Origin of the sequence: Raoultibacter timonensis (genome assembly GCF_022845715.1) — a bacterium.
GTDB lineage: Bacteria > Actinomycetota > Coriobacteriia > Coriobacteriales > Eggerthellaceae > Raoultibacter > Raoultibacter timonensis.
The window spans coordinates 1,960,827-1,985,812 of the sequence record NZ_AP025564.1; the positions used below are offsets into that span (position 1 = coordinate 1,960,827).

Below are 24,986 nucleotides of genomic sequence, written 5' to 3' on the forward strand. Positions count from 1 at the left end.
ATTTTACTAGAGAAAGAGCACGGTATTGGAGCTGAGGAAAGCGGAGTTCTCCGATCTGGACCGCATCATGGAAATACTGGCCGACGGCCGGAGCGCCCTTGCGGCTTTGGGCATAGACCAATGGCAGGGCGGATATCCCGCACGAGAGGTGATCGAGCATGATATAGCCCGCAGGGAAGGCGTTGTCGTCGATGACGAGAACGGCAATCCCGTGGCGACCGCGATGGTGGCCTGTCGCGAAGAGTTCGACTACCGCGAAATAACCGACGGCGCGTGGCTCACCGAATCGCTGCCCGGCGATCCGTGCTACGTCGTCGTGCACCGCGTTGCGGTGGCGGGCGATCGAAAAAACGGCGGCATCGGCGCTTCGATTCTCGAATATGCCGCATGGCTTGCCGAGGAGCTCGGATGCTCAAGCGTCCGCATCGACACCCACCCCGGCAATATCCCCATGCAGCGGCTTCTCGAAAAGAACGGCTTCTCGAAATGCGGAATCATCTGCATCAGCCATGCAGAAGGCGCCACGCCCGAGCGCTACGCTTACGAGAAGATGGTCGGCGTTGCGGCTACCCGTGAGGCCAAGCCTCTTGTTGCAATGCGCTGACCTGCGGAAAAGTACGATATATCCGAATAAGGATCCCCGTTTGCTCTGAAATTATGTCACTTGGTCGGAACCTGAAACCCATGGTTTCGACGAAGGTATAATGGATTGCACCATGTCGAATGTATCTCGTGAAAAAATCGCGCTCGTCGTCTTCGTCGGGCTTATCGCTGCCTCGCTGTGCGGACTCGTCGGCTATCTGGCTATCGGCCACTCGTGGAACGTTGCCGCTTCGAACATCGATGACGCTGCAGGTCGTATGGACGGCTACACGGCAATCGTCTTCAAGGGGACGGTTGATCCCGAGGAAACGGCGAAGAGCGGATCGGGTGCGAAATCCGGCCAGCAGGGTACGGCCGACCCCGATGCGCTCGATAAAGCAGCCGACGAAGCCGAGGCGGGCCTTTCGGGCCTTGAGGCTCCGGGCGCCACGAGCGACGATTCCGACGGCAAGGAGAGCGCCGACAGTCCGGCTCAGCGGAATGCGGGTTCGGGTAAAGACGAGAGCGCAGCAAGCGGCTCCGGCAGTGAAAAACATGCGCAGAACGGTTCCGCAGCGGCAAAACAAGGCGAGACCGCCGCCGATGACGATGAGCCCGGTCCCGATGTCCCGTCATCCGACGCAAACCCGTCTGGAAACGGATCGACATCCTCGTCCTCGCCGAGCGCCAAGAAGAAAACGCCCATCGATGTCGAGGAGGTCGAGCAGAGCTATCTCGATAAAAACGCGACGGTATTCTCCATCGATTCGGAGAACCCGGGAAGGTACCGCGAGGGAACTATCCTTAAAAAAGGCGATCACCGATTCGGCATCTTCAGCGTTGCACCGAGGATGACGACGAAGATGATCGAGAAGCAGATCGAGTACTTCGAGGAGTACGAGGTTGACTTCATCGTCGTTTTAACGCCGGATAAGAAAATCGTCGAAGAGGTTGCGGGGATCGACATCGTCATATCGACGCAGGACGAGGGGCTGTTCGTCATGGGAGAAACCATCAACGGAACGTTTTACGTGAACGCGCCCCAGCTCGGATCTGCGGGCATCATCCTCATTTCGCCGAGCAACGTTGTTTCGGCCAAAGTCGTGCAGCCGAGCTAATGCGGCAATCCTCTCGATAGGAATGCCGATCGCTTTCGGCTGGCATTCCGCGAAGCCGTTTTCAGGCGCTTCGAACGAGTTCGTTCCATCGCCCTTTCGTAAGCACGTGACAGAGGAAATCTTCCGGTATGCCGTCTTGGCCGATTTCGACCAGGTGCCGCGTGCCTTCGTATTCGAAGCCGCACTTGTCGATCACCCGTTTCGAAGCTGCGTTCCAGGGATAGCACGTGCAGGAAATCGCCTCGAGTCCGAGCTCTTCGAAACCGTAGGCGATCACGGCCCGTGCGGCCTCGGTCGTGTATCCCTTGCCCCAAAACCGAGCCCCGATGGCGTATCCGAGCATGAGGACCTTATCGTAGTTGCGAGCGGGGTCGGATATGAGGCCGACCGATCCGATCACCGTGCCCTGCGGTCTGCTTTCCGAAACGGTCGCTTCGGGCGCGATGGCCCATACGTGGCCCTGCGAAGCGATGTCGTTGATGAACGAGAGGGAATCGTCGAGGCTGCGGTGGGGCGGCCACCCGGCATCGTGGCCGATGCGCGGGTCGCTCGAGTAAGCGAACACGTCGTCGGCATCCGAAGGCCGAAACGCGCGCAGCGTCAAACGGCCGGTCGACAGGCGGGCTACGGCGCTGACGGGGTCGTCTAAGCGGCGCTCCGTCCCCGCCGTCTTTCCAGCCGATGTCTCTTGGAGGTTTTCCGTTTCGCTCATGAAACCGTCCTTTCGGGACTACCGCGCGTCTGCGATGAACAGGATGTTGAGATCGACGGCGGTGGATACGCCCGCAACCGTGCCGTCGTTGGCATACTGCCATATTGAGAAATCGAACTGCCCCGAGGGCGTTGCCGCTCCGTATTCCGCAAACCAGACGTCGATGCCTTCGAGCTGCGAAAGATCGAACCGTGCGATATCGCGCTTGTTGCCGTAGACCATCGGCTCGTACCCCGCTTCGGCGATACGGGTGCAGAAAGCGAGGGCGTTCTCGGTCATCTGCTCCCGCGAAAGCCCGTCTGCGCGTCCCTCGATGCCCGCTACCGGCTCGTGGTCGTAGACGATCGGATAGGCCAATTCGGCGTCGCCGAGCATGGCGAGCACGAAATCGGCTTCCTCGAGCGCCTCTTCTGCAGTAATGGCTTGCGAAAAGAAGTAAACGCCGACGGGGATGCCGGCTTCTCTAGCTCCGGTCATGTTTTCGACGTAGCGCTCGTCGAGATACACGGCTCCCTCGGTGGCTCCCCGATTGCCGATCCTGATGAACGCGAAATCGATACCGTCGGAGGCGACGGCGTTCCAGTCGATCGCCCCCTGATGCTCCGATACGTCGATTCCCGTGAACGAGCAGACCTCGCCGCCTTCGGCGTAGGTGTAGCGGCCGTCCTCCTTGGCAAGACCCGACCAGTCATAGGGGCTCACGTAAGCGGGCTTCGAAGGGGCTTGCTCTCCTGAAGACGAGCAGGCTGCAAGCGCGAGAAGCGCCAGGGCGAGCGCTGCGGTGAAGAGGATGCGAAGAGACGTGCGGTTCATGCGTTCCTTTCGAACGATGGGTAAACGGGGGCCCGAAGGTTGACGTGCACCGAGGATCCCCGTGCGATCGAAGCGATAATCGTAACGGAAGGGCATCGAGCGGGAAAGCCCTGCGAAAGATGCACATAAACGAAACGCCCCGATTCATCGGAGCGTTTCGCGTTGAGCCGCTGCGTTAATCCGGCAGTTGCCGGCAGAACTACACGATGCCCTGCGCCATCATGGCGTCGGCGAGCTTCTTGAACCCGGCGATGTTTGCGCCCATGACGTAATTGCCCTCATGGCCGTACTCCTTGGCCGCGTCATCGGCTGCGTGGTAGATGTTCTTCATGATGCCCTGCAGCTTGGCGTCGACCTCTTCGAACGACCAGGATAGGCGCTCGGAGTTCTGGCTCATTTCGAGTCCCGAAGTGGCTACGCCGCCGGCATTGGCGGCCTTGCCGGGGCAGAATACCACGCCGTTTTCCATGAGGTAATCGGTTGCGTCCATGGTGGTGGGCATGTTAGCTCCCTCGGCGACGATCTTGCATCCGTTGGCCACCAGCAGCTTGGCGTCGTCGATCAGAAGCTCGTTTTGGGTAGCGCACGGCAATGCGATGTCGACGGGAACCGACCAAACGCCCTTGCCGTCATGGTATTCGACGCCTTCCTTGCGGTTCGCGTATTCGGAAATGCGCGCGCGTTCGACTTCCTTGATCTGCTTGACGAGGGCGAGATCGATTCCTGCGGGATCGTGGATCCAGCCGGTCGAATCGGACATGGTGACGACTTTGGCTCCGAGTTCTTGAGCTTTCTCGGTCGCGTAGATGGCGACGTTGCCCGAACCGGAGACCGCGACGGTCTTGCCCTCGAACGAATCGTCATGGCAGTTGAGGTACTCTTGCACGAAGTACACGAGGCCGTAGCCCGTCGCCTCGGTGCGTACGAGCGAGCCGCCGTACGAGAGGCCCTTGCCGGTGAGCACGCCGACCCATTCGTTGCGGATGCGCTTGTACTGGCCGAACATGAAGCCGATCTCGCGGGCACCCGTGCCGATGTCGCCCGCGGGAACGTCGGTGTTCGCGCCGATATGGCGGCAGAGCTCTGTCATGAAGCTCTGGCAGAAGCGCATGATCTCCATGTCGGACTTGCCTTTCGGGTCGAAGTCGCTGCCGCCTTTGCCGCCGCCCATGGGAAGGGTGGTGAGGCTGTTCTTGAAGATCTGCTCGAATCCGAGGAACTTGATGATGCCGAGGTTCACGGAAGGATGGAGGCGCAGGCCGCCCTTGTAGGGTCCGAGGCAGCTGTTGTACTCGACGCGGTAGCCGCGGTTGACGTGAACGCCGCCCTTGTCGTCGACCCACGGAACGCGGAACATGACCACACGCTCGGGCTCGACGATGCGCTCGAGCAGCCCTGCCTTCTCGTATGCGGGGTTGGATTCGATTGCTGGCTTGAGCGACGTGAGCACCTCGGTGACGGCCTGGATGAACTCGGGCTCGTTCGGGTTCTTCTCCTTGACCTGCTCGATGACGTTATCGACATAACTCATCAAAGGACCTCCTTTATGGGGTTGTACGGATTGTTCCATTATAGGGAGGTTCACGAGGGGGAAACCAAGATTTAAAAAAGACGAAACAATAACGCTGCCGACGGACACGTCATCTTCGGCGGTGAGCGGGAATTCGCCCGACTCGGCGGCCGATCCTTGGTTTTGCAGCAGAAAACGGAGGTTTTTCGTCGCAGCGGAGGGGGGCGGCCTTGGCGTCGTGATGTGTGCGTCGGAAATGATGCGTTTGCCCAGTTCGGCGGCATGCCAGCGGTCGCCTCTCCTTGAAAACGGGTCTTCGGGGCTTGTGCGGCGACGTAAATCTTGCGTTTCCTGCCATTATACGGGAAGTCGGCGGCCAAGCGGATGTCGGTAGCGCCCGACCGCGGCGGTTCGACCTCCTGGCTTTCTGCCCGCGCGGGCATCGTGAACGCTGATGTGCATCCGCGTTCCTTTGAAGGAACCGTGAACGTGGGTGAACGTCCGTTTGCCCTATATCGTATACTGGCAACATGGAAAAACTCGAACGCATCAAAAACGAACTCGCGAGCGTACCGGCGCTGCCCGGCGTATACTTGTGGAAGGATAAGTCGGGCCAGGTCATCTACGTAGGCAAGGCCAAGCAGCTCCGTGCGCGCATGCGCCAGTACGTGAACTACCAGGACGATCGCGCGAAGATCCCTTTGCTCGTCGACCAGATCGACTCGTTCGACTACCTCGTGACCGAAAACGAGCACGAGAGCCTCGTGCTCGAAAAGAACCTCATCAACCAGTACTCGCCGTACTTCAACGCCGACTTCAAGGACGACAAGAGCTACCCGTTCATCGCGCTCACCAAAGGCGACGTGTTCCCGGCAATCAAGTACACGCGCGAGAAGCACCGCGCCGACACCAAGTACTTCGGCCCCTACACCGACAGCCGCGCCGCGCGCGAGATGGTGGACATCGCACGCAGGGTCGTGCCGCTGTGCTCGACCTCGTGCGCCGATTGGCGCCGCATGAAGCGCAAGCTCGAGAGCGAGGACCTCGGGGCGTTCCTCGGAGCCGACGGCGTGAAGCCGTGCTTCGACGCCCATGTGGGGCTCGGTCCCGGCGCCTGCTGCGGCGGCATCACGCCCGAAGAGTACCGCGATAACGTCAAGCGCATCGAGCGGTTCCTCTCGGGCTCGCACCGCGAATTCGTCGAGGAGCTCGAAGCGGAAATGCAGGAGGCGGCCGCAGAGCTCGATTTCGAGCGGGCGGCGCGCATCAAATCCCGCATCGGTACGATCAATTCGCTGTGCGACAAGCAGCATGCGGTTTCTTCGCGCAACCTCAACGCCGATGTCGTAGGCGTGTTCCGCGAGGAAACGATCGCGGGAGTCAACGTGTTCATGATCCGCGAAGGCCGTATCATCAACAGCAACGAATTCATCCTCAACAAGGGCAAAGACGTTCCCGACGAAGATCTCGTGCACGTGTTCCTTCTGCGCTACTACGACACGACCACATCCGTTCCTCACGAGGTCATCGTGCGCGACGAGCCCGACGACGCGGAGGTCATGCAGGAATGGCTGACCGAGAAGCTCGCGAGCCCGTACGGGGCGAAGGTCAGGCTCACCGCCCCGCGGAAAGGGGAGAAGGCCGATCTGCTCGACATGGCCGAGACCAACGCGAAGCACGCGCTCATGCGCTACAAGGTGCGCACCAACTACGAGGACAAGCGCATCAACGACGCGCTGCTGCAGCTCGAGAGCGCCCTTGCGCTCGACGAGCCGCCGATGCGCATCGAGTGCTTCGACATCTCCACCATCCACGGCAGCTACACGGTGGCCTCGATGGTCGTGTTCACCAACGGCAAGCCCGACAAGAACCAGTACCGACGGTTCAAGATCAAGACCCCGCTCGACGAGGCGAACGACTTCCTCTCGATGCAGGAGGTGCTCGGACGCCGCTATTCGCCCGAGCGGATGGCCGACGAACGGTTCGGCAGCAAGCCCGACCTCATCATCCTCGACGGCGGCAAGCCGCAGCTTTCCGCGGCGATCGACATGTTCGACGAGCTCGGCATCGACGACATCGCGCTCGCCGGCCTTGCAAAGCGCGACGAGGAGCTGTTCGTCCCCTGGCAGGATACGGGCCCTGTGGTGCTGCCGAGCGGGTCGTCGTCCCTCTACCTCGTCAAGCAGGTCCGCGACGAGGCGCACCGATTCGCCATCACGTTCCACCGCGAACTGCGCGGCAAGGGCATGACGGCAAGTGTGCTCGACGACGTGGTGGGCTTGGGCCCCGTGCGCAAGAAGGCGCTCATGAAGGCGTTCAAATCGTTTCGCAACCTCAAGGCGGCATCGCTTGAGGAGATCAAGGCGTCGCGCGCCGTACCCGTCGAAGTCGCCGAAGAGCTGTACGCGGTGCTCAGGCAGTATAATGAGAAGGAAAACACCGAGCAGCCCGCCGAAGGCGAAGATGCGCGGGCAGGCGCGGAATTCGTACACGACAAACACCCAACCGAGGAGGCATCATGAACGAAACCGCCATCGGAGACGGAGCATCCTGTTCAGAGCAAGACGCTCGCATCATGCCCGAACTCGTCATCGTGACCGGCATGAGCGGCGCGGGCCGTACCGAAGCGATGCACGCATTCGAGGATCTCGGTTACTTCTGCATCGATAATCTTCCCGCAAGCCTGATCGGAACGCTGCTTGCGCTCGAGGGGATGCCGGGGCAGCCCGATGCGGCGCGCAGGCTCGCCGTGGTATGCGATGCGCGCAACCGCGATTTCTTTTCGGACCTCATGTGCGAACTCGACGATCTCAAGAAACGCGGCGTTGCCTACCGTCTCGTGTTTCTCGACGCCGACGACGACAAGCTCATCGCGCGTTACAAATCGAGCAGGCGCCGCCATCCTCTGTGCGGCGAGGGCATGACGATCGGCCAGGGCATCCAGCAGGAGCGGAGCCTTTTGCGGGCCGTCAAGGATACGGCGAGCGACCTCATCGACACGACCGACATGCTGCCCCAGAAGCTTAAGAACACCATCCGTTCGCTGTTCTCCGAAGGCGACGAGCGCGCGGCACTCACGGTGACGGTCTACTCGTTCGGATTCAAACACGGCGCGGCGCTCGACGCCGATATCGTCATGGACGTGCGGTTCCTTCCGAACCCGTACTACGAGCCCGAGCTGAAACGCCTGACCGGCCTCGACGCCCCGGTGCGCGATTTCGTGATGTACCGCAGCGAAACCGAGGAGTTTCAAAAGAAGTGGCGCTCTCTGCTCGATTGCGTCATGCCCGGATACGTGGCGGAGGGCAAGCAACAGCTCGCCATCGCCATCGGCTGCACGGGAGGCCAGCATCGCAGCGTTGCGATAGCGGAGTCGACGGGAGAGTACCTCAAGGCCAAGGGCTATCGGGTGAGCATCGCCCATCGTGATCTGTCGCTTGCGGAAACGGGCAAGGGCGAACGGAGCCTGCAATGATGGGCCATCCGTTCAGCCAGGATCCGTCCAACACGGCCGCCTTTGCGGCCATCAGCGGATCCGAACCGCTCGTTTCGGGGAATCAGCATATACGCGCAGTCGTGATCGGGGGAGGAACGGGTGCGCCGGTGTCCATCCGCACGTTGCTCTCCATGGGGTTCGAGACGAGCGCCGTCGTGGCGATGGCCGACGACGGGGGTTCGACGGGCATCCTGCGCGAAGAGGCGAACGTGACGCCGCCCGGCGATGTGCGCAAGTGCCTTGCCGCCTTCGCCGCCGATGCGAACGACCCGCTCACCCGCGCTTTCAAATACCGATTCGAGTTCGCTCAGAACCATACGCTCGGAAACCTCATGCTCTCGGCGCTCGAGGATGCGACAGGCTCGTTTCCCGAAGCCATCGCCATCTGCGAAAAGCTGCTCGATGCGCGCGGACGCGTCTATCCGTCTACGCTCGACCGCGTGACGCTGTGCGCCCAGACGCGCGACGGATCCCGCCTTATGGGCCAGGCGAACGCCTGCCGATCGTCGACGGCGCTCCAGTACGTATGGCTGCAGGCCAGCAGGGAGCCCGAACCCTACGGCCCCGCGCTCGAGGCCATTCGCAACGCCGATCTCATCGTGCTCGGGCCGGGGTCGCTGTTCACCTCGATCATCCCGAACCTGCTCGTTCCCGGCATCGTCGAGGCGATCAAGACCTCGAAGGGGCGCACCCTGTTCGTGTGCTCGCTTGCCGACATGCAGGGGGAGACGTGGGGCCTGTCTGCCAAGGAGCACGTCTCGGCGCTCATGGACCACGGTATGCGCGGCCTGCTCGATTACGTCTTGGTGCACGCACCCGAACCGCTGCGCCCCGAGGACGCGCTTTCGGAAAGCTACAATGCAGCGGTGGGGGAAGGCGACAGGGTTTCGACGATGTCGGAGCTTGGCGACGCCCAGCTTTCGGGGCGCGTCCGTCCGGTTGCGGTATCCTACGCCGACGTGCAGGCGATACAGGCGGAGGGCCCCGTGGTCGTAGCGCGCAACCTCGTCGATCCCCAGCGCCCGACATGGCATGATCCCCGTGCGCTTAGGGCTGCGTTTGCGGGGGTGATGAGACTATGTCGTTCACCGCGGAGGTGAAAGACGAGCTCGCACGCGTTGCCCCGATGTGCAGCCACTGCGACAAGGCGACGCTTGCGGCGCTCGTGCGCATCGAGGGTACGCTCTTCTTCGGCGGCCCCGGTCGCTACCGCATCGAGATAGCGACCGACGTACCGAGCGTTGCGCGCCTCGTGATCAAGCTTCTGCACGGCATATACGAGCTCAAGACCAACCTCACCGTACGCAGAAGCGTGCTGCACAAAACGCCGAACTACCTCATCGAAGTGCCGACGCAGCCCAAGCTCGAAGGTGCGCTGCGCGACATGGGCGTACTGTCCGGGGAGGGCCTCGAGATGGGCATAATGCCCGAACTCGTAGAAAAGCAGTGCTGCGCGGCGGCGTATCTGAGGGGCGCGTTTCTCGGCAGCGGGTTCATCTCGAACCCGCGCGGCGATTTCCACTTCGAGATCACGGTGGAGTCGGAAAGCCTTGCCGAGGGGCTTGTCGAGCTTATGGCGAGCAAGGGGATCAACGCGCGCGTCATGCAGCGGAGAAGCTCGTACATGGTGTACCTGAAGAGCGGTACGGCGATCCTCGAGTTCCTCGCGTTCGTCGGAGCTCATCACAGTGCGCTCTCCATGGAAAACGAACGGGTCATCAAAAGCGTGCGCAACGATGTGAACCGCATCACCAATGCCGAGATCGCCAACCAGGCGAAAGCCGCCAACGCTTCGGTCGATCAGATATTCGCCATCCGCAAAGTGGTCGATGCCTACGGGATGGAGAACCTGCCGCCCGCATTGCAGGAATTCATCAAGCTGCGGGTAACCAATCCCGATGCCACGCTCAAAGAGCTCGGCGAGAAAGCTAATCCTCCGCTGTCCAAATCGGCGGTGTATCACCGCGTTCGCCGTATTGAGCAGATGGCCAAGGAGCTTGGGGATTAAACTGAAATCCGCAACCGAGGCCATCCGCCGCGGATGGCATCGGCGCGTGCGAAGCGTCTCGAAGCCCGTTGGTTCGGATGCTTTTTTTGTGGGAATGCCTGCGGTTATAGGGGCTTTGTTGCCTGCAAGGGTACCATTGCCTCGAAGACGCAGGCCCGCTTGAGTATCTTTATGGAAAGGGGATACGAATGACAACCAAGGTAGGTATTAACGGATTCGGTCGCATCGGCCGTCTGGTGTTCCGTGCGATGGCGAACGATCCCGAGCTCGAAGTGGTCGCCGTAAACGATCTGGGCGACATTCCGACGATGGCCCACCTGCTGAAGTACGATTCCATCCATGGACGCGCATTCGACGCCGTCGAGGTGACCGAAGACGGATTCGTCGCCGACGGCCGTGCGGTCAAGGTTCTTTCCGAGCGCGAGCCCGCAAATCTCCCCTGGGGCGAGCTCGGCGTCGACATCGTCGTCGAATCGACGGGCTTCTTCACCGACGGCACGAAAGCCGCCGCACATCTCGAGGCCGGCGCGAAAAAGGTCATCATCTCCGCTCCCGCGAAGAACGAGGACATCACCATCGTCATGGGCGTCAACGACGGCGACTACGATAAGGACAAGCACAACATCATCTCGAACGCGTCGTGCACGACGAACTGCCTCGCCCCGTTCGCCAAGGTTCTGCTCGACACGTTCGGCATCAAGCGCGGTTATATGAATACGATCCATTCCTATACCAACGATCAGAAGATCCTCGATCTTCCCCATAAGGACCTGCGCCGCGCCCGTGCCGCTGCGCTGTCCATGATCCCGACCACCACCGGTGCCGCCCGCGCGGTGTCGCTCGTGCTTCCCGAGCTCAAAGGCAAGCTCGACGGATTCGCAACCCGCGTTCCCACTCCCGACGGATCGATGGTCGACCTCACGGTCGAACTCGAGCGTGAGGCGACGATCGAGGAGATCAACGCAGCCATGAAGGCGGCTGCCGAGGGTCCGATGAAGGGTATTCTCGAGTACACCGAAGATCCGATCGTATCGGTCGATATCGTGGGCGACGCCCACTCCTCGGTCTTCGATAGCAAGCTCACTATGGTCATGGGAGGCCAGGGTACTTTCGCCAAGTGCATTTCCTGGTACGACAACGAGTGGGGCTACTCGAACCGCGTGAAGGATTTGGCGAAGATCCTGCTCTAACGGGTGAGAACTCAAGCCGACGCTGCAAAGCCCCGAGGCACCCAATCTTGTCGCTTTGGGCCCGGTTCGCGTGCGAAAGCGCGCATCGCCGGGCCCTCGTGGCAATCTCGGGCACCTCGGGGCTTCTTGATGGCTTCGGCGAACCTGCGATAGTGCGTTTCGATCATGTATCAAGGAGGCTGTTCCATGTCCGATATCAAAACCCTCGAATCGGCAGACGTTGCCGGCAAGCGCGTGCTCGTGCGCGTCGATTTCAACGTCCCGCTCAAAGACGGCGAGGTGGCCGACGACACCCGCATCAGGGCCGCGCTGCCCACTATCGATTACCTTGCGGGCAAGGGCGCTCGGCTCATCCTGATGAGCCACTTGGGGCGTCCCTCGGGTACGGGCTTCGAGGAGGCCTTTTCTCTCCGGCCTGCTGCGCGCCGCTTGAGCGAGCTTCTCGGGCGTCCGGTGGTGTTCGCTGCCGATACCGTAGGCGAGGACGCTCAAGCGAAAGCCGCATCGCTCGAAGACGGGCAGATACTGCTGATCGAGAACCTACGCTTCGATTCCCGCGAGAAGAAAAACGATCCGGCGTTCTGCGAAGAACTTGCCAGCCTCGGAAGCGTGTACGTGAACGACGCGTTCGGCACGGCGCATCGAGCCCATGCTTCGACTGCGGGCATCGCATCGCTTCTGCCCGCCTATGCCGGGTACCTGCTCTCGAAGGAGGTCTCGACGCTTACGGGCATGCTCGAGAAGCCGAAGCGCCCGTTCGTTGCCATACTCGGCGGTTCGAAGGTGTCGGACAAGATCAAGGTCATCGATGCGCTCATCGAAAAGTGCGACACGCTCATCGTCGGAGGCGGCATGTGTTTCACGTTCTTGCTCGCTTCGGGCAAAGAGGTGGGCACCTCCCTCAAAGAAGAGGATTGGATCGAGCGCGCCGCGGCGACGCTTGCCCGCGCTAAGGAAGCCGGCGTTGAGATATTGCTGCCGGTCGACGTAATTGCGGCCGATGCGTTTTCGGAAGATGCCAAGACGGAAACCGTTTCGACCGACGCGATGCCCTCTGATATGATGGGCCTCGATATCGGTCCCGAGACCGCGAAGCTCTACGCCGAGGCGATAGCTCGGGCGCAAACGGTATTCTGGAACGGCCCCATGGGCGTTTTCGAGATGAAGGCGTTCGAGGCCGGCACCAAGGCCGTTGCCGTGGCCGTCGCCGAAAACCAAGAAGCCGATACCATCATCGGCGGCGGCGATAGCGTAGCGGCTGTCAACAAATTCGATTTGGGAAGCAGAATGACGTTCATCTCGACGGGCGGCGGCGCTTCGATGGAACTCGTCCAGGGCGAGGCCCTGCCCGGCGTCGAAGCCCTCCGATGAACGCATAGCAAGCGAAAGGAATGATGAACATGGCGCGCATCCCCATGATGGCCGGAAACTGGAAGATGAACAACACCATCTCCGAAGCCGTCGTCCTCACGCAGGAGATTTCCAACCAGTACGAGAAGAAAGAGTGGGAGGACGCCGTCGAGATCGTGCTGTGCACGCCGTTCACGGATCTCAAACCCGCAAAGACCGTGCTCGACTTCGACAAGGTCAAGATCAAAGTTGCTGCCCAGAACGTGTACTGGGAGCCTTCGGGGGCGTTCACGGGCGAAATCTCAGTGCCCATGATAAAGGAGATCGGCTGCGCCTATTCGATCGTCGGCCACTCCGAGCGTCGCGAGCTGTTCGGCGAGACCGACGAGGCCGTCAACAAGAAGGTCAAGGCGCTCATCGCCGAGGATCTCGGCGCTATCGTATGCGTCGGCGAATCGCTTGCCGTGCGCGAAGAGGGAACGACGCTCGAGTTCGTGTGCGCCCAGGTGCGCGCGGCGTTTGCGGGACTCGATGCCGACGAGGTAGCCGCATGCGTGGTTGCCTACGAGCCGATCTGGGCGATCGGCACGGGCCGCACCGCTACGCCCGAACAGGCCGACGAGGTGTGCGCGGCCATTAGGCGTACGGTGGCCGAAATCGCCGATGCCGAAACGGCCGAAGACATGCGCGTGCTCTACGGCGGTTCGATGAACCCCGGCAACGTCGAGGGGCTCATGGCCATGGAGAACATCGACGGAGGACTCGTCGGCGGTGCCAGCCTCAAGGCCGAAACGTTCGTGCAGCTTATCAAAGCCTGCCTGTAGGAGCGCATCCATGGCCTCTGCAGAAAAACGGGATCTGACGCTTCCCGCGTGCCTCATCATCATGGACGGGTTCGGCTTGGCCGAACCCGGCGACGGCAACGCGATCTCCCTTGCCTCGACGCCGGTGCTCGACGAACTGTTCGGCATGTGCTCGAAAACCGTTCTCGATGCTTCGGGCGAACCGGTGGGCCTGCCCGACGGGCAGATGGGCAATTCGGAGGTCGGGCATTTGAACATCGGCGCCGGGCGCGTGGTGTACCAGGAGCTGACGAGGATCAACCGCGCGTGCCGTGACGGTTCGCTGCCCGAGAACCCCGTTATACGGAACGCGTACGAGAACGCGTCGAAGCCGGGGGCGGTGCTCCACCTCATGGGCTTGCTCTCGGATGGCGGCGTGCATTCGAGCAACGCACATCTCTACGCGCTTTTGGAGCTTGCCGCTTCGATGGGCGTTCCCGAGGTGCGCGTGCATTGCTTCATGGACGGGCGCGACGTGCCGCCGAAGAGCGGCCTTGGGTTCATCGAGGAGCTCGAAGGCGAGATGGAGCGCATTTCCACGGACAAAACCGCCCTGTCCATCGGATCGATCGACGGGCGCTACTACGCGATGGACCGCGACAACCGCTGGGAGCGCGTCGAGCGGGCGTACCGAGCGATCGTGGGGGGAGAGCCGTATTCGGCGATCGACCCCGTCGATGCGATGCGCGCGTCCTACGACGCCGGCGTGACCGACGAGTTCTTCGAGCCCGTATCGTTCGACGAGCGGGGCGTACGCGACGGCGATTCGGTCGTATTCTTCAACTTCAGGCCCGATCGCGCCCGCGAGCTGACGCGCGCGTTTACCGATGGAGACTTCGCGGGTTTCGAGAGGGAAGCGCATCCTCGCGTTTCGTTCGTCTGCCTGACCGAGTACGATCCGACCATCGGCGCGCCGATTGCGTTTGCGAAGGAATTCCCCCGAAACGTGCTTGCCGACGTGCTTGCAGAGTCGGGGCTCGTCCAGTACCACATAGCCGAGACCGAGAAGTACGCGCACGTGACTTTCTTCCTGAACGGGGGAGTCGAAGCGCCGAAGGCCCAGGAGGTGCGCAAGCTCGTAGCGAGCCCGAGGGTTGCGACCTACGATCTGCAGCCCGAGATGAGCGAGCCGGAGGTGGCTGAGGCGCTCGCCTCTGCCATACGCGCCGACGAAGCCGACGTATACCTGGTCAACTTTGCAAACTGCGATATGGTGGGGCATACCGGAAGCATTCCCGCTGCGATCGAAGCGGTCGAAGCGGTCGACGCGGGTGTGGGCGAGGTGCTTGCTGCGCTGCGGGAAAAGGGCGGCGTTGCGCTTCTGACGGCGGATCACGGCAATGCCGACAAGATGCTCGCCGAAGACGGTACGCCCTTCACGGCCCACACCACGGCGCTCGTCCCCCTCGTTTTGATCGACTACGCCGAAACGGGGCGCCAACTCGCCGACGAAAGGGGTGCGCTGTGCGATATCGCACCGACGCTGCTCGAGCTGATCGGGTTATGTGCGCCTTCCGAGATGACGGGCAAAAGCCTACTTGCGTAAAGGTGCAGCATGCGGTTATAATCGATAACTTGTGAGCGAATGCAGAGAAGTACGGTTTTGAGGAGAGAGATACGTTGAACCCCTTGTTGATTATCACGCTGGTTTTGCTGGTTGTTTCGGGCGTCGGCTTGATCATATTCATCTTGTTGCACTCGGGTAAGGGCACCGGCATTTCCGACATGATCGCCAGCTCGGTCTACTCGACACAAACGGGTACGAGCATCGTGGAGAAAAACCTTGATCGCATCACGATTATCTTCGCGGTTGTATTCCTGCTCTCGCTTTTGGTGCTCATGATCATCTATCCCCACGGAACTATCCGATAATAGTTGAAAAAAGTTCTGTACAACGGCTCAGGTTTTGGTAGAATATCCAACGTTGCTTTTGAGCAATGCATACGTCGGAGTGGTGGAACGGCAGACACGCTAGCTTGAGGTGCTAGTGCCCACATTACGGGTGTGCGGGTTCAAATCCCGCCTCCGACACCAGGAAATCGAAGGGAGTCTACGGACTCCCTTTTTCGTATAGTCAGGCAGTCCGAGCTGGTCTTGGACGCAACGGGCGAAAGGAAGGGATCATGGCGAGAACGGCGATGCTGGCAAAACCTCCCGTATCCGATCGCATGCGCTCGATCAGGCGCGTTTTATGGGTCATCCTGTTTCTGAACCTCGGTGTAGCGGCCGCCAAGTACCTGTACGGAGCAGCAACCGGCTCGGCCGCCATGCAGGCAGACGGCATCCATTCCGTATTCGACTCGGCGGGAAACGTCATAGGGCTTATCGGCATCGCGCTCGCATCGCGCCCCGCCGACGAAAGCCATCCGTACGGGCATGCGAAGTTCGAAACCTACGCGAGCCTCGCCATCGGCATCCTGCTGCTGCTCGCCGCCTTCGAGGTTGGAAGCAGCGCCGTCGTGAAGCTCGTATCTCGAAACTATACGGCCGATGTCACGCCGTTTTCGTTCGTCGTGATGATCGTGACGCTCTGCGTGAATCTCGGCGTCACGTTTTACGAGAGACGGCGAGGAAAAGAGCTTAAAAGCGAGGTCCTCGCAGCCGATGCAAGCCATACGCTGTCGGATGCGCTCGTGTCGGTGGGCGTCATCGTCGGGCTCGTTTTCGTGGCGCTCGGTTTTCCCGCGGCCGATCCGATCGTCGCGCTCATCGTCACCGTCGCAATCCTGGCGACCGCTTACGACGTGTTCAAGCATGCGCTCGCCACGCTTTCGGATCATGCGCGCATTCCCGAAGACGAGTTGAAAGCGTTCGTCATGGGAATTCCCGGCGTTAAGGAGGCGCACCGCATCCGAACGAGGGGCACCGAGGGCGAAGTGTACGTCGATCTGCACGTCTGCGTAGACGAAGACATGACGGTAGGCGCGGCGCACGACCTGAGCGAGCAGGTCGAAGATGCCATCAAGCTGCGTTACCCCCAGGTTATCGAAGTTCTCGTGCATATCGAACCCGACGACGGCCACGAGGACTGAGCGCGGCCACGAGGACTGCGGGGCTCGGCGTGCTCCGATCGATCGAACGATGCGCGCATCGTTCGTTACGGATTCGAACAACTGGTTGCGAGCGGAGGAGAAAGCGTGATCAAGACGGTGTTTTTCGATGTGGGCTCGACGCTTATCGATGCGGACCCCGATATCGACGGCGCCTTTCACGAGGTTGCCGCCCGACGCGGCCATGAACTCGAGCGGGCCGAGGTGAGCGTCCATCTTCCCGCTGTGAACCGCTTCTACGAAGAGGAGTATCTGAGGGACGGCGATTTTTGGTGTTCTCCCGAGGGGTCGGTCGAGATGTACCTCGACATGTACCGCTATCTCAGCCACCTGACGGGCTTGGGCCACGATGCCGAGGGGATAGCCCGGGAAGTGAACGAATCCTATTGCCGGCCGGCGCACTGGCGGATACTCGACGATGTCCTGCCATGCCTCAAGGAGCTGAAGAGACGCCATCTGAGGCTCGGAATCGTATCCAATTGGTCTTCGAACCTCGAGAGCCTTATCAGGGGCCTCAGAATGGCTCCGTACTTCGATGAGATCGTTTCGTCGGCCGATGTGGGATACCGCAAGCCCAATCCCATGATCTTCACCATCGCAATGGAGCGGATGGGCATCGAAGCGGGGGAGGCGGTTCATGTGGGCGACCGTCCCGATGCCGACGGCAGGGGAGCCGAAGCCGCGGGCATAAGGCCGATCATCGTCGACAGGGCGGGAGCTTGCGAGGACTGCGGGTATGCAACCGTGCGATCGCTCGCCGAGCTTGTCGAGCGCTTCTGAGCGCGCGTCGGCAACGGTTTCGCAAACGACGGGTAATCGGAGGATTGCGGATCGCCGCTTCGTCCGAAGCCGGGCGTAACGGTGGTATATTGAACGGAGGGCGGCTGACGGCCGCGTGCGACGAAAGCGTGCTGATATGGCGAGCGAACAGGCAATCGTAACCGTGCTGTGCATGGTGTACAAAGACGACGAGATTCTTCTGCAGGATCGCGTGGCCGAAAACTGGCCCGGGGTGACGTTTCCCGGCGGCCATGTCGAGCACGGCGAATCGTTCGTTGAAGCGGTGAAGCGCGAGATATGGGAAGAGACCGGTCTCACCATCGAGCACCCGCGTCTCTGCGGCGTCAAGCAGTTTCAGTCGGAAGACGACGAGCGCTATATCGCGCTGCTATTCAAGACCTCCGAATTCTCGGGCGAGCTCTCGTCGTCGGCCGAGGGTAAAATGCGCTGGATCAAACGCGCCGATATCGATTCGTATCCGCTTGTCCCCGATTTCAGGGAGCTGCTCGCCGTATTCGATTCAACCGAACTGCAGGAGTTCATGTACCGCACCGGCAAAGACGGGAACAGCTGGTTCGAGCTGCACTAGAGCGCGCGGGATCGTTCCGAAGCCGTCGACTGCCCGAGACGGCGGCAAACCGGCAAGGGCAGGACATGAAAAAACGCCCGAAGGCGTTCAGGGAATTTCTGGAGGCGACGCCCGGATTCGAACCGGGGGTGAAGGCTTTGCAGGCCTCTGCCTTACCACTTGGCCACGTCGCCATGCGTGCGTCTTCATCGAAAAGGCCGGCCATACACAGTTATGAATGACCGGCCCGAATCTACGATGGAGCGGACGACGGGGTTCGAACCCGCGACCCCGACCTTGGCAAGGTCGTGCTCTACCAGCTGAGCCACGTCCGCAACGCAAGGAGATATGATACTGAAACCGACCACCGAGCGCAAGCCCTTTTTTTGAAAAATTCTCAGATAAGATTTTTCAAAATATCCTTTGCCAGAAGCGCTCAATCTGGTAGTATATCCATTCGCTGGTGCGCAACGCCTACGCGATGCGTCAAAGCGGGCGATTAGCTCAGGGGGAGAGCACTACCTTGACACGGTAGGGGTCAGAAGTTCAAATCTTCTATCGCCCACCATTGATATCGAAGGAGCCTTCACCGATCGAAGGCTCCTTTTCGTTTTCCGCCAAGTCGGCTATCGCCGTCTTTGCCGCTCTGATTCTCTCGATGCCGCCGATGTAGAGCGGAAACTCTTACGCCGATTCGACGCCGGACTCGTGCGGAAGCGGGTTCGCCTGTCCGCGTTTTAGCGCGGCGGTCCGCCTTTTCGCCCGCACCGCGTCCGATCTGGTTGCATGCCGAGCGCAAGTGCTATCATGGAACAGGCAGAATAATCGGGTACGGGCACGGACGGGGATATATGGCTGCATCGAATTTTCCGGAAGATACGCTTGCCGGCGCTTGCGCCGAGTACACGCAGGCGGTGTCGAAGGTTTGCGAGCGCTACGGGTTCGACTTCGTCGCCATCGGGCTGACCGCCTTCGTCGGCGCCCCGTTGAAGTGGATATACAGCGCGGGAGCAACCGGCGAGCGCCATAAGCGCATCGTACTGGCCCCCGGTCACGGCATCGGCGGCATCGTCATCAAATCCGGTAAGCCCATGCTCTTCACCGACATCGACGAGGAGATCGACCCTCAGGAGTACTCTTCGTACCCTATCGTGTTCGCGGAGGACCTCCGGAGCTTCTGCGCCTTGCCGCTGAAGAAAGGCGGGCGCGTAGTGGGCTCGCTGCTCGCTGCGTTCCGTTCGGTCGACGAAAACCATGTCGATGTGTACCGGCGTATGATCGACGACCTCGATGGCACGATCTGCGACCTCGAGGTCGTATCCGAAGGCTTCATGAACTTCGAAAAGATCGTCGAAGAGAAACGCCCGGCCAAGAGCGATGCGCCGATACCCCATTCCGAGATCACCCGCATCATCGGTGCCCAGGAAGACGAACGCAAGCGGATTTCCCGCGAGCTGCACGACGGCATCGCCCAGGAGCTCTGGTCGGTATCGTTTTCCCTCAAGCGCCTGCACGGCATGGTGGGAAGCGAGCAGGAGCGCACCATTATCGACGAGGCGGGCTCCAACATCGAAAGAATCCTCGACGAGCTCCACAACATCACGGTCGAGCTACGGCCTTCGGCACTCGACCATCTCGGCTTCGCTTCGGCCCTTCGCTCGCAGGCTGCCATATTCGAAAAGACCTACGGAGCCGAAATCGTGTTCGAAGGCGATTTGACGACCGAGCGATTTCCCCAGGCTTTGGAAACGCAGGCCTACCGCATATGCCAGGAAGCCATCCTCAACGCCTGCAAGTACTCCGATTCCGATAAGATCCACGTTTCGATCGAAAACGCGGGCGGATGGCTCCATGTGAGCGTTTCCGACAGCGGACGCGGCTTCAACGTCGACAGTCCCGAGATACGGGGGTCCGGATGCGGGTTGCCGGGTATGAGGGAACGAGCCAATCTGATCGGCGCAACGCTGTCGATCGAATCGGGGGGAAGCGGCACGACGGTCACGCTCGTCGCCCCCATGGGCATGGATGGGGGGGTTGCATGATTAGGATCGTATTGGCCGACGACCACGAAATCGTCCGATCGGGTTTCAGGATGCTGATCGAACAGGATCCCGACATGGCGGTAGTCGGCGAGGCGGCCGACGGCATGCAGGCGTACGAAGTGGTGGCGCGCGAGAAGCCCGACGTGCTTCTCATGGACATCTCGATGCCGCCGGGACAGAGTGGCCTTGTCGCTTGCGAGCGCATTGCGAAAGACCATCCCGCAACGCGCATCGTGATCGTCACCATGTTCGCCGAACCCGAGTACCTGTACTTTACGCTGCGCGGCGGCGCTTCGGGCTATGTGCTCAAGAACTCGAGTTCCGACGAGCTTTTAGGAGCCGTCAAATCGGTTGTCGGGGGCGGAACCTACATCCACCCCAAAATGGCCGCGAGCCTTACCAAGCAGCTGTTCGCTACCGAGGGGGGCAAAGATGCCGATGCTTCCTACAAGAAGCTCTCGACGCGCGAGCTCGAGATCTTGCAGCTTCTGGCGAAAGGGTATACCAACAAGGAGATATCGGAGTTGATATTCCTTTCGGTGAAAACCGTCGAAGCCCATCGCAGCAAGATATATGCGAAGCTCGGCCTCAAGACGCGGGCGGATCTCGTCGCCTACGCGATGGCGCACAAGCTGCTCGATATATAGGGTGCCGGCCGCCGTACGAACGGCGGCGCACGCAAGGGAAAACACGGGAGCCGCTGTTATTCTGGCCTGCGTTTCCCCTCGTGGCGGACGGCGCTGCGGTTTTCCGTCTATCGGCTGCGCCTTGGACGGGCACGGTAATGATCGAGCCCCGGTTCGATCGAAAGCGCTTTCGCGGGGCAGGAGTCGACGCATTTTCCGCACACCATGCAGTCTCCCGCGCTCACGTACATCGCCTGCTCGAGCAGGATGGGATCGAGGATCTCGGGGTCGGCCAGGCATGCTTCTTTGCAGGCGTTGCAGTGGATGCAGGCCTTCGGGTCGATGCGTACGTTGAGAAATCCGAGCCGCCCTACCGCTTCGTAGAAGCCGCCGAGCGGGCAGAGGGCGCGACACCATACGCGATGGCTCCAGAACAGCTCGAGCACGACGATGGCGACAAGCACCCAGAGCCCGGCAACGCTTCCAAGGAGAATCCCCTTGTTCACGGCGCTGATCGGCGAGAACGCCTCGAACACGGGAACCGAGGTCACCGCGGAGGCGACGATGACCGCGAGCGCGATCCCGAGCTTGGCGTGGCGGGGAACGGTGCGCTCGGCAACCTTCAAACCGAGTTTCCCCCGCAGCCAGTCGACGCCTTCGAGCAGCAGGTTCACCGGGCATACCCAGCCGCAGAACGCCCTGCCCCGAACGGCTGCGTACAAAACGAGTATCGGCAGAGCGAAAAGCAGCCAGTCGAACGAGAAGCTTTTCGACGCGGCGGTTATCTGGAGCACGGCATACGGGTCGAGCAGATCGAGGCCCAGCAGGTGGGAAGACGAAAGCGTGCCGTACAAGGGCATGTCGGAGGGTGTGGGTACGGGATCGTCTCCGCCTTGGACGAGCCCGAACAGACCCCACCCGCTTGCGACAACGAGGGCCGCGAAGGCGATCAGCACGCCTGTTTGCACGATTCTGCGTGCGGTAAGCCAGCGTTTGCGGGGGGATCTGCCCGATGCTTCGGTACTCATGGTTCGCCTCAAGCCTTTCTGAGGCTGGGATCGTCTTCGAAGTTCGCGTAGACGAGGTTGATGTTCATGACGCCGTCGATCTCGATGAAGCTGCTTGCGACCGCATGCGAGGCGTCGACCGTTTCGGCTTCGATGGTCACGACGAGGCGGTTCTCCTCCCTGTTGTGGACCTCGACGCCGTCGATGGCGGCGAGGCTCTGCGCGATGGCGTCTTCGGTGCCCGGCACGGCGTCGACGACGAGGCTTGAGATAACCATGGGATGTTCCTTTCTGGCCGCTAGGCGACCGGATGGCAGGTGATGCACTCCGCGCGGATGGGGTCGAGCTCCTTGGAGTCGTAGCTCCCGTCGACGTAGTGGTCTTCGGGGATGATGACGGCTCCGGTCAGCTGGGGGTTGGCGAGCGAGCCGTTGCCGTGGCATCCGTAGCACATATTGGAGCCGCCGCGCTCGAACTTGCCCTCGTGGTCTGCGGGCTGGAGGGCAGGCGCGCCGAGGGCGCCCGCTTTCGGATCCGAGGTGCCCGAGGGCGTGGCACCGCTTTCGGAGCATCCCGCGAAGAGGCCGAGCGAGCCGACGACGGCGAGGCACAAGCAGGTCGTGATAATGCGCTTTTTCATGATCGGCTCCTTAAACCTTTTCGATGGAGACGCAGGTCTTCTTGTAGTCCGGCTCCTTGGACAGCGGGCAGTAGTAATCGTGCACGGCAAGGTTGACGAGGGTCTCCTGCGCGAAGAACGGTGCGAACACGACTCCCGGTGCGGGCTCGGTACGGCCGGCTGTCGAGACGTGTATCTCGAATTCGCCGTGGCGCGACTTCACGCGCACGAGATCGCCGTCTGTCACGCCGAGCTTGGTGCAGTCGTCGGGGTGCACGTTGAGCTGCGCTTCGGGCAGTGCGCGGTCGAGTTCGGGAATGCGGCGCGTCATCGTGCCGGTGTGCCAGTGCTCGAGCAAGCGCCCCGTGCAGAACCAGAAGGGGTATTCGTCGTCGGGTTCTTCCGCGGGAGGTTCGTAGGGACGAAACACCACCGACGGCTTTCCTTTGGCGGTCTTGTAGAAGCTGACCCCGCCCGCGAGGCCCTCTTCGCCGTACTGGGCGATGCCGACTTCGTCGAAGCCCTCTTCCTGCGAGCCGTTGGCGAAGCGCCACATGGTGGGAAGCCACGTGCCGTCCACTTCTCGGACGGGCCAGGTGAGGCCGTGGTTGGCGAGGTACTCCTCGTAGGGGGCGAGCTGCTTCGCCTCCATCTTGAGCTTGCCCTCGAATTCTCCCGAGGCGTTGTCGTTGATGGCCTTCGCCTTCTCGTTGAGGTCGGGGTTCGAGAACGTCCGGTACTCCTCCCAGATGTCGATGTTGGTCTGACGCGAGTCGCCCTTGAAGTCGCCTGCCGATTTGTCCCAGATGAAGCCGAACAGCGTGTCGAACGCATCCTGGCCGTCGATCTGCTCGCCCTCGAGCACGCGGCTTGCAACCTGCAGGATGATCCAGAGGTCCCACTTGGCGTCTCCCGGAGGATCCACCGCCTTCTCGAACACGGCGGTACGGCGTTCCGCGTTGCCGAACTGCCCTTCGCGCTCGACCCAGAGCGCTGCGGGCAGCACGACGTCGGCATACTGGGTGGAAAGGGTGGGGTAGACCTCGTTCACGACGACGAACGTGTCGAAGACGCCTTTCTGGTCGCCGCGGCCGAGGAAGCGGGTGAGGTTGGGCATCGACTGCGCCCAGTTGTTGTGGGCCGACCAGAGGAAGTCCATGTTGCCCTTCGACATCTCGCGGAAGATCTTGACCGTATGGAAGCCCGGTTTCTGGATCTCGTCGAGGTAGCCCTCCGGCAGGTTCCAGATGGCTTCCGAATAACGACGGTGCTGCGGGTTGGCAACGAGGAGGTCGGCGGGAAGGCGGTGCGAGAACGTGCCCACCTCGCGCGCCGTGCCGCATGCCGTCGGTTGTCCCGTGAGTGAGAACGGGCCCGAGCCCGGCTGGGCGATCTTGCCCGAGAGGAGGTGGATGTTGTAGATGTTGTGGTTCATCCAGGTGCCGCGGTTGTGCTGGTTCACGCCCATGGTCCACAGCGACATGACCTTCTTATCGGGGTCGGCGAACACGTCGGCGAGTTCCTTGAGGTCCTCGACGGCGACACCCGAGAGCTCGGAGGTGTACTCGAAGGTGTAGGGCTTGAGCATTTCGGCGTACTCGGCGAATTCGATGTTCCATACCTTGTCGACCGATTGGCCGACGTCGCTTGCATCGTAGCCGTCGTCGTAGGCGTTGCCGATGTTTTCGGTGCCCGCTTTGAACTGCAGGTGATCCTCGACGAAATCGGCATCGTAGAGCTCGTTTTCAACGAGGTAGTTGGCGATGCAGTTCGCGATGGCGAGATCGGTGCCGGGATGGAAAACGAGCGTCTTGTCGGCGCTCGCGGAGGTGCGCGTGCGCAGCGTGCCGAGGTCGTAGTGCTTGACGTTCGGGTCGTTGAGCTTGCGCGCCGTGAGGCGCGAGTAGAGCACCGGATGGGCCTCGGCCATGTTGGCGCCCCAGGTGACGAACACGTCGGCATAATCGAGGTCGGTGTAGCATCCGGCGGGCTCGTCGGTTTGGAACACGTTCATGAAGCCGACGACCGCGCTCGCCATGCAGAGGCGCGCATTCGGGTCGATGTTGTTGGAAAGCAGGCCCGCCTTCCAGAGCTTCGCGGTGATGTAGCCTTCGGTGATGGGCTGCTGGCCCGATCCCCAGAACGCAAGACGCGATTTATCGGCCTTCCATGTTTCCTTGAGCTTCGATGCCACGAGATCGAGCGCCTCGTCCCAGCTCGCCTCCCTCAGGCCGCCCTCGGTGCCCTTCGTCGACGAATCGTCGCGGATGAGCGGCGTCGTCAAGCGGTCCTCGCCGTAGAGCACCTTGGCGAGGTAGTAACCCTTGACGCAGTTGAGCCCTTTGTTCGATTGGTTGTCTGGGTCTCCGGTCACCGATACGAGGCGGCCGTCCTTCACTTCGCAGATAACGCCGCATCCGCACCCGCAGAAACGGCAGACGGCGCTGTACTTCTGGGTGTCCCCGCCCGAAACCGCGCTTTCGCTCTGGCCCGAACAGGCCACGAGCATGGAAAGCGAGCCGCCGGCTGCTGCGGTCGCAAGGGCGACTGCCGTCGCCTTCACGAATTCTCGTCTGGAAATCTCCATACCGCTTTTCCTCCCACTTGTCTTGTCTGTACGCTTTGTATGCAAACTCTGCTTCGGGCGATCCCCTCAGGCAGAGGAGATGCCCG

23 protein-coding genes and 4 tRNA genes are annotated in these 24,986 nt (G+C 61.3%); 18 read left to right on the top strand and 9 right to left on the bottom strand.

Annotated elements, in window-relative coordinates; translation table 11 throughout:
* The first annotated feature begins 25 nt into the window (after nt 1-25).
* On the top strand, nt 26-604 hold the full coding sequence (locus tag MWL89_RS07945; RefSeq protein WP_244412547.1) for a GNAT family N-acetyltransferase: 579 nt from the start codon (nt 26-28) through the stop codon (nt 602-604).
* A 112-nt stretch (nt 605-716) separates the two neighbouring features.
* Nucleotides 717-1,700 (top strand): ICP22 family protein, encoded by a 984-nt coding sequence (locus MWL89_RS07950; RefSeq protein ID WP_102378196.1) that lies wholly within the window; start codon nt 717-719, stop codon nt 1,698-1,700.
* Between the two features lie 61 nt (nt 1,701-1,761).
* Here the strand turns inward: MWL89_RS07950 and MWL89_RS07955 are convergent, their stop codons facing one another.
* The 3 genes from MWL89_RS07955 to gdhA form a co-directional block, all read right to left on the bottom strand.
* Nucleotides 1,762-2,412, bottom strand: coding sequence for a GNAT family N-acetyltransferase (locus MWL89_RS07955; RefSeq protein WP_244412548.1), 651 nt, complete (start codon nt 2,410-2,412; stop codon nt 1,762-1,764).
* A gap of 18 nt (nt 2,413-2,430) precedes the next feature.
* Nucleotides 2,431-3,225, bottom strand: a complete 795-nt coding sequence (locus tag MWL89_RS07960; protein ID WP_244412549.1) for a glycoside hydrolase family 25 protein — start codon at nt 3,223-3,225, stop codon at nt 2,431-2,433.
* Nucleotides 3,226-3,424: 199 nt separating this feature from the next.
* Nucleotides 3,425-4,756, bottom strand: a complete 1,332-nt coding sequence (gene gdhA, locus MWL89_RS07965; RefSeq protein WP_244412550.1) for an NADP-specific glutamate dehydrogenase — start codon at nt 4,754-4,756, stop codon at nt 3,425-3,427.
* Between the two features lie 509 nt (nt 4,757-5,265).
* Here gdhA and uvrC point away from each other — a divergent pair.
* From uvrC to MWL89_RS08030, 13 genes are all read left to right on the top strand, one after another.
* Nucleotides 5,266-7,257 (top strand): excinuclease ABC subunit UvrC, encoded by a 1,992-nt coding sequence (uvrC, locus tag MWL89_RS07970; protein WP_244412551.1) that lies wholly within the window; start codon nt 5,266-5,268, stop codon nt 7,255-7,257.
* Complete coding sequence (gene rapZ, locus MWL89_RS07975; protein ID WP_425226283.1) at nt 7,254-8,210, top strand: RNase adapter RapZ; 957 nt, start codon at nt 7,254-7,256, stop codon at nt 8,208-8,210. The genes uvrC and rapZ overlap by 4 nt, the downstream gene beginning before the upstream one ends.
* Nucleotides 8,207-9,331 carry a gluconeogenesis factor YvcK family protein gene (locus MWL89_RS07980; protein ID WP_102378192.1) on the top strand — a complete coding sequence of 375 codons (1,125 nt, stop codon included), beginning with the start codon at nt 8,207-8,209 and terminating at the stop codon, nt 9,329-9,331. The genes rapZ and MWL89_RS07980 overlap by 4 nt, the downstream gene beginning before the upstream one ends.
* Nucleotides 9,310-10,239, top strand: a complete 930-nt coding sequence (gene whiA / locus MWL89_RS07985) for a DNA-binding protein WhiA (RefSeq protein WP_102378191.1) — start codon at nt 9,310-9,312, stop codon at nt 10,237-10,239. The genes MWL89_RS07980 and whiA overlap by 22 nt, the downstream gene beginning before the upstream one ends.
* Nucleotides 10,240-10,427: 188 nt before the next feature.
* Nucleotides 10,428-11,429 carry a type I glyceraldehyde-3-phosphate dehydrogenase gene (gap, locus tag MWL89_RS07990; RefSeq protein WP_102378190.1) on the top strand — a complete coding sequence of 334 codons (1,002 nt, stop codon included), beginning with the start codon at nt 10,428-10,430 and terminating at the stop codon, nt 11,427-11,429.
* 186 nt (nt 11,430-11,615) lie between these two features.
* Nucleotides 11,616-12,800 (top strand): phosphoglycerate kinase, encoded by a 1,185-nt coding sequence (locus MWL89_RS07995; RefSeq protein ID WP_102378189.1) that lies wholly within the window; start codon nt 11,616-11,618, stop codon nt 12,798-12,800.
* A gap of 29 nt (nt 12,801-12,829) precedes the next feature.
* Nucleotides 12,830-13,603 carry a triose-phosphate isomerase gene (tpiA, locus tag MWL89_RS08000; protein ID WP_244412552.1) on the top strand — a complete coding sequence of 258 codons (774 nt, stop codon included), beginning with the start codon at nt 12,830-12,832 and terminating at the stop codon, nt 13,601-13,603.
* Nucleotides 13,604-13,613: 10 nt separating this feature from the next.
* Nucleotides 13,614-15,167, top strand: a complete 1,554-nt coding sequence (gene gpmI, locus MWL89_RS08005) for a 2,3-bisphosphoglycerate-independent phosphoglycerate mutase (RefSeq protein ID WP_244412553.1) — start codon at nt 13,614-13,616, stop codon at nt 15,165-15,167.
* Nucleotides 15,168-15,241: 74 nt separating this feature from the next.
* Entirely contained in the window at nt 15,242-15,493 is a 252-nt protein-coding gene (gene secG / locus MWL89_RS08010; protein WP_102378187.1) for a preprotein translocase subunit SecG, read from the top strand.
* Between the two features lie 73 nt (nt 15,494-15,566).
* Nucleotides 15,567-15,655, top strand: a tRNA-Leu gene (locus MWL89_RS08015).
* Between the two features lie 89 nt (nt 15,656-15,744).
* Nucleotides 15,745-16,653, top strand: coding sequence for a cation diffusion facilitator family transporter (locus MWL89_RS08020; protein WP_102378186.1), 909 nt, complete (start codon nt 15,745-15,747; stop codon nt 16,651-16,653).
* Nucleotides 16,654-16,758: 105 nt separating this feature from the next.
* Complete coding sequence (locus MWL89_RS08025) at nt 16,759-17,451, top strand: HAD family hydrolase (RefSeq protein WP_244412554.1); 693 nt, start codon at nt 16,759-16,761, stop codon at nt 17,449-17,451.
* 136 nt (nt 17,452-17,587) lie between these two features.
* Nucleotides 17,588-18,040: an 8-oxo-dGTP diphosphatase gene (locus MWL89_RS08030; RefSeq protein WP_102378184.1), complete on the top strand. Its 453-nt coding sequence runs from the start codon at nt 17,588-17,590 to the stop codon at nt 18,038-18,040.
* A gap of 99 nt (nt 18,041-18,139) precedes the next feature.
* Here the strand turns inward: MWL89_RS08030 and MWL89_RS08035 are convergent.
* Together MWL89_RS08035 and MWL89_RS08040 are read right to left on the bottom strand one after the other, a co-directional pair.
* Nucleotides 18,140-18,213: transfer RNA gene (locus tag MWL89_RS08035), tRNA-Cys, on the bottom strand.
* Between the two features lie 65 nt (nt 18,214-18,278).
* A tRNA-Gly gene (locus tag MWL89_RS08040) sits at nt 18,279-18,354 on the bottom strand.
* Between the two features lie 158 nt (nt 18,355-18,512).
* On the opposite strand from MWL89_RS08040, the gene MWL89_RS08045 reads away from it, so the two are divergent.
* The 3 genes from MWL89_RS08045 to MWL89_RS08055 all read left to right on the top strand — a co-directional run bounded on the left by MWL89_RS08045 (nt 18,513) and on the right by MWL89_RS08055 (nt 20,708).
* A tRNA-Val gene (locus MWL89_RS08045) sits at nt 18,513-18,587 on the top strand.
* A gap of 283 nt (nt 18,588-18,870) precedes the next feature.
* Entirely contained in the window at nt 18,871-20,061 is a 1,191-nt protein-coding gene (locus tag MWL89_RS08050; RefSeq protein WP_244412555.1) for a GAF domain-containing sensor histidine kinase, read from the top strand.
* Complete coding sequence (locus tag MWL89_RS08055) at nt 20,058-20,708, top strand: response regulator transcription factor (RefSeq protein ID WP_102378182.1); 651 nt, start codon at nt 20,058-20,060, stop codon at nt 20,706-20,708. The genes MWL89_RS08050 and MWL89_RS08055 overlap by 4 nt, the downstream gene beginning before the upstream one ends.
* A 107-nt stretch (nt 20,709-20,815) precedes the next feature.
* On the opposite strand, the gene MWL89_RS08060 is transcribed toward MWL89_RS08055, so the two are convergent.
* The 4 genes from MWL89_RS08060 to napA are packed head-to-tail and all read right to left on the bottom strand — an operon-like array spanning nt 20,816 to nt 24,900.
* Entirely contained in the window at nt 20,816-21,715 is a 900-nt protein-coding gene (locus MWL89_RS08060; RefSeq protein WP_102378181.1) for a 4Fe-4S binding protein, read from the bottom strand.
* An 8-nt stretch (nt 21,716-21,723) separates the two neighbouring features.
* A complete protein-coding gene (locus tag MWL89_RS08065; RefSeq protein ID WP_102378180.1) occupies nt 21,724-21,972 on the bottom strand; it encodes a chaperone NapD in 249 nt (82 codons plus the stop codon).
* Between the two features lie 20 nt (nt 21,973-21,992).
* Nucleotides 21,993-22,334: a hypothetical protein gene (locus MWL89_RS08070; RefSeq protein WP_244412556.1), complete on the bottom strand. Its 342-nt coding sequence runs from the start codon at nt 22,332-22,334 to the stop codon at nt 21,993-21,995.
* Nucleotides 22,335-22,344: 10 nt separating this feature from the next.
* Nucleotides 22,345-24,900 (bottom strand): nitrate reductase catalytic subunit NapA, encoded by a 2,556-nt coding sequence (gene napA, locus MWL89_RS08075; protein ID WP_244412557.1) that lies wholly within the window; start codon nt 24,898-24,900, stop codon nt 22,345-22,347.
* Between the last annotated feature and the right edge of the window lie 86 nt (nt 24,901-24,986).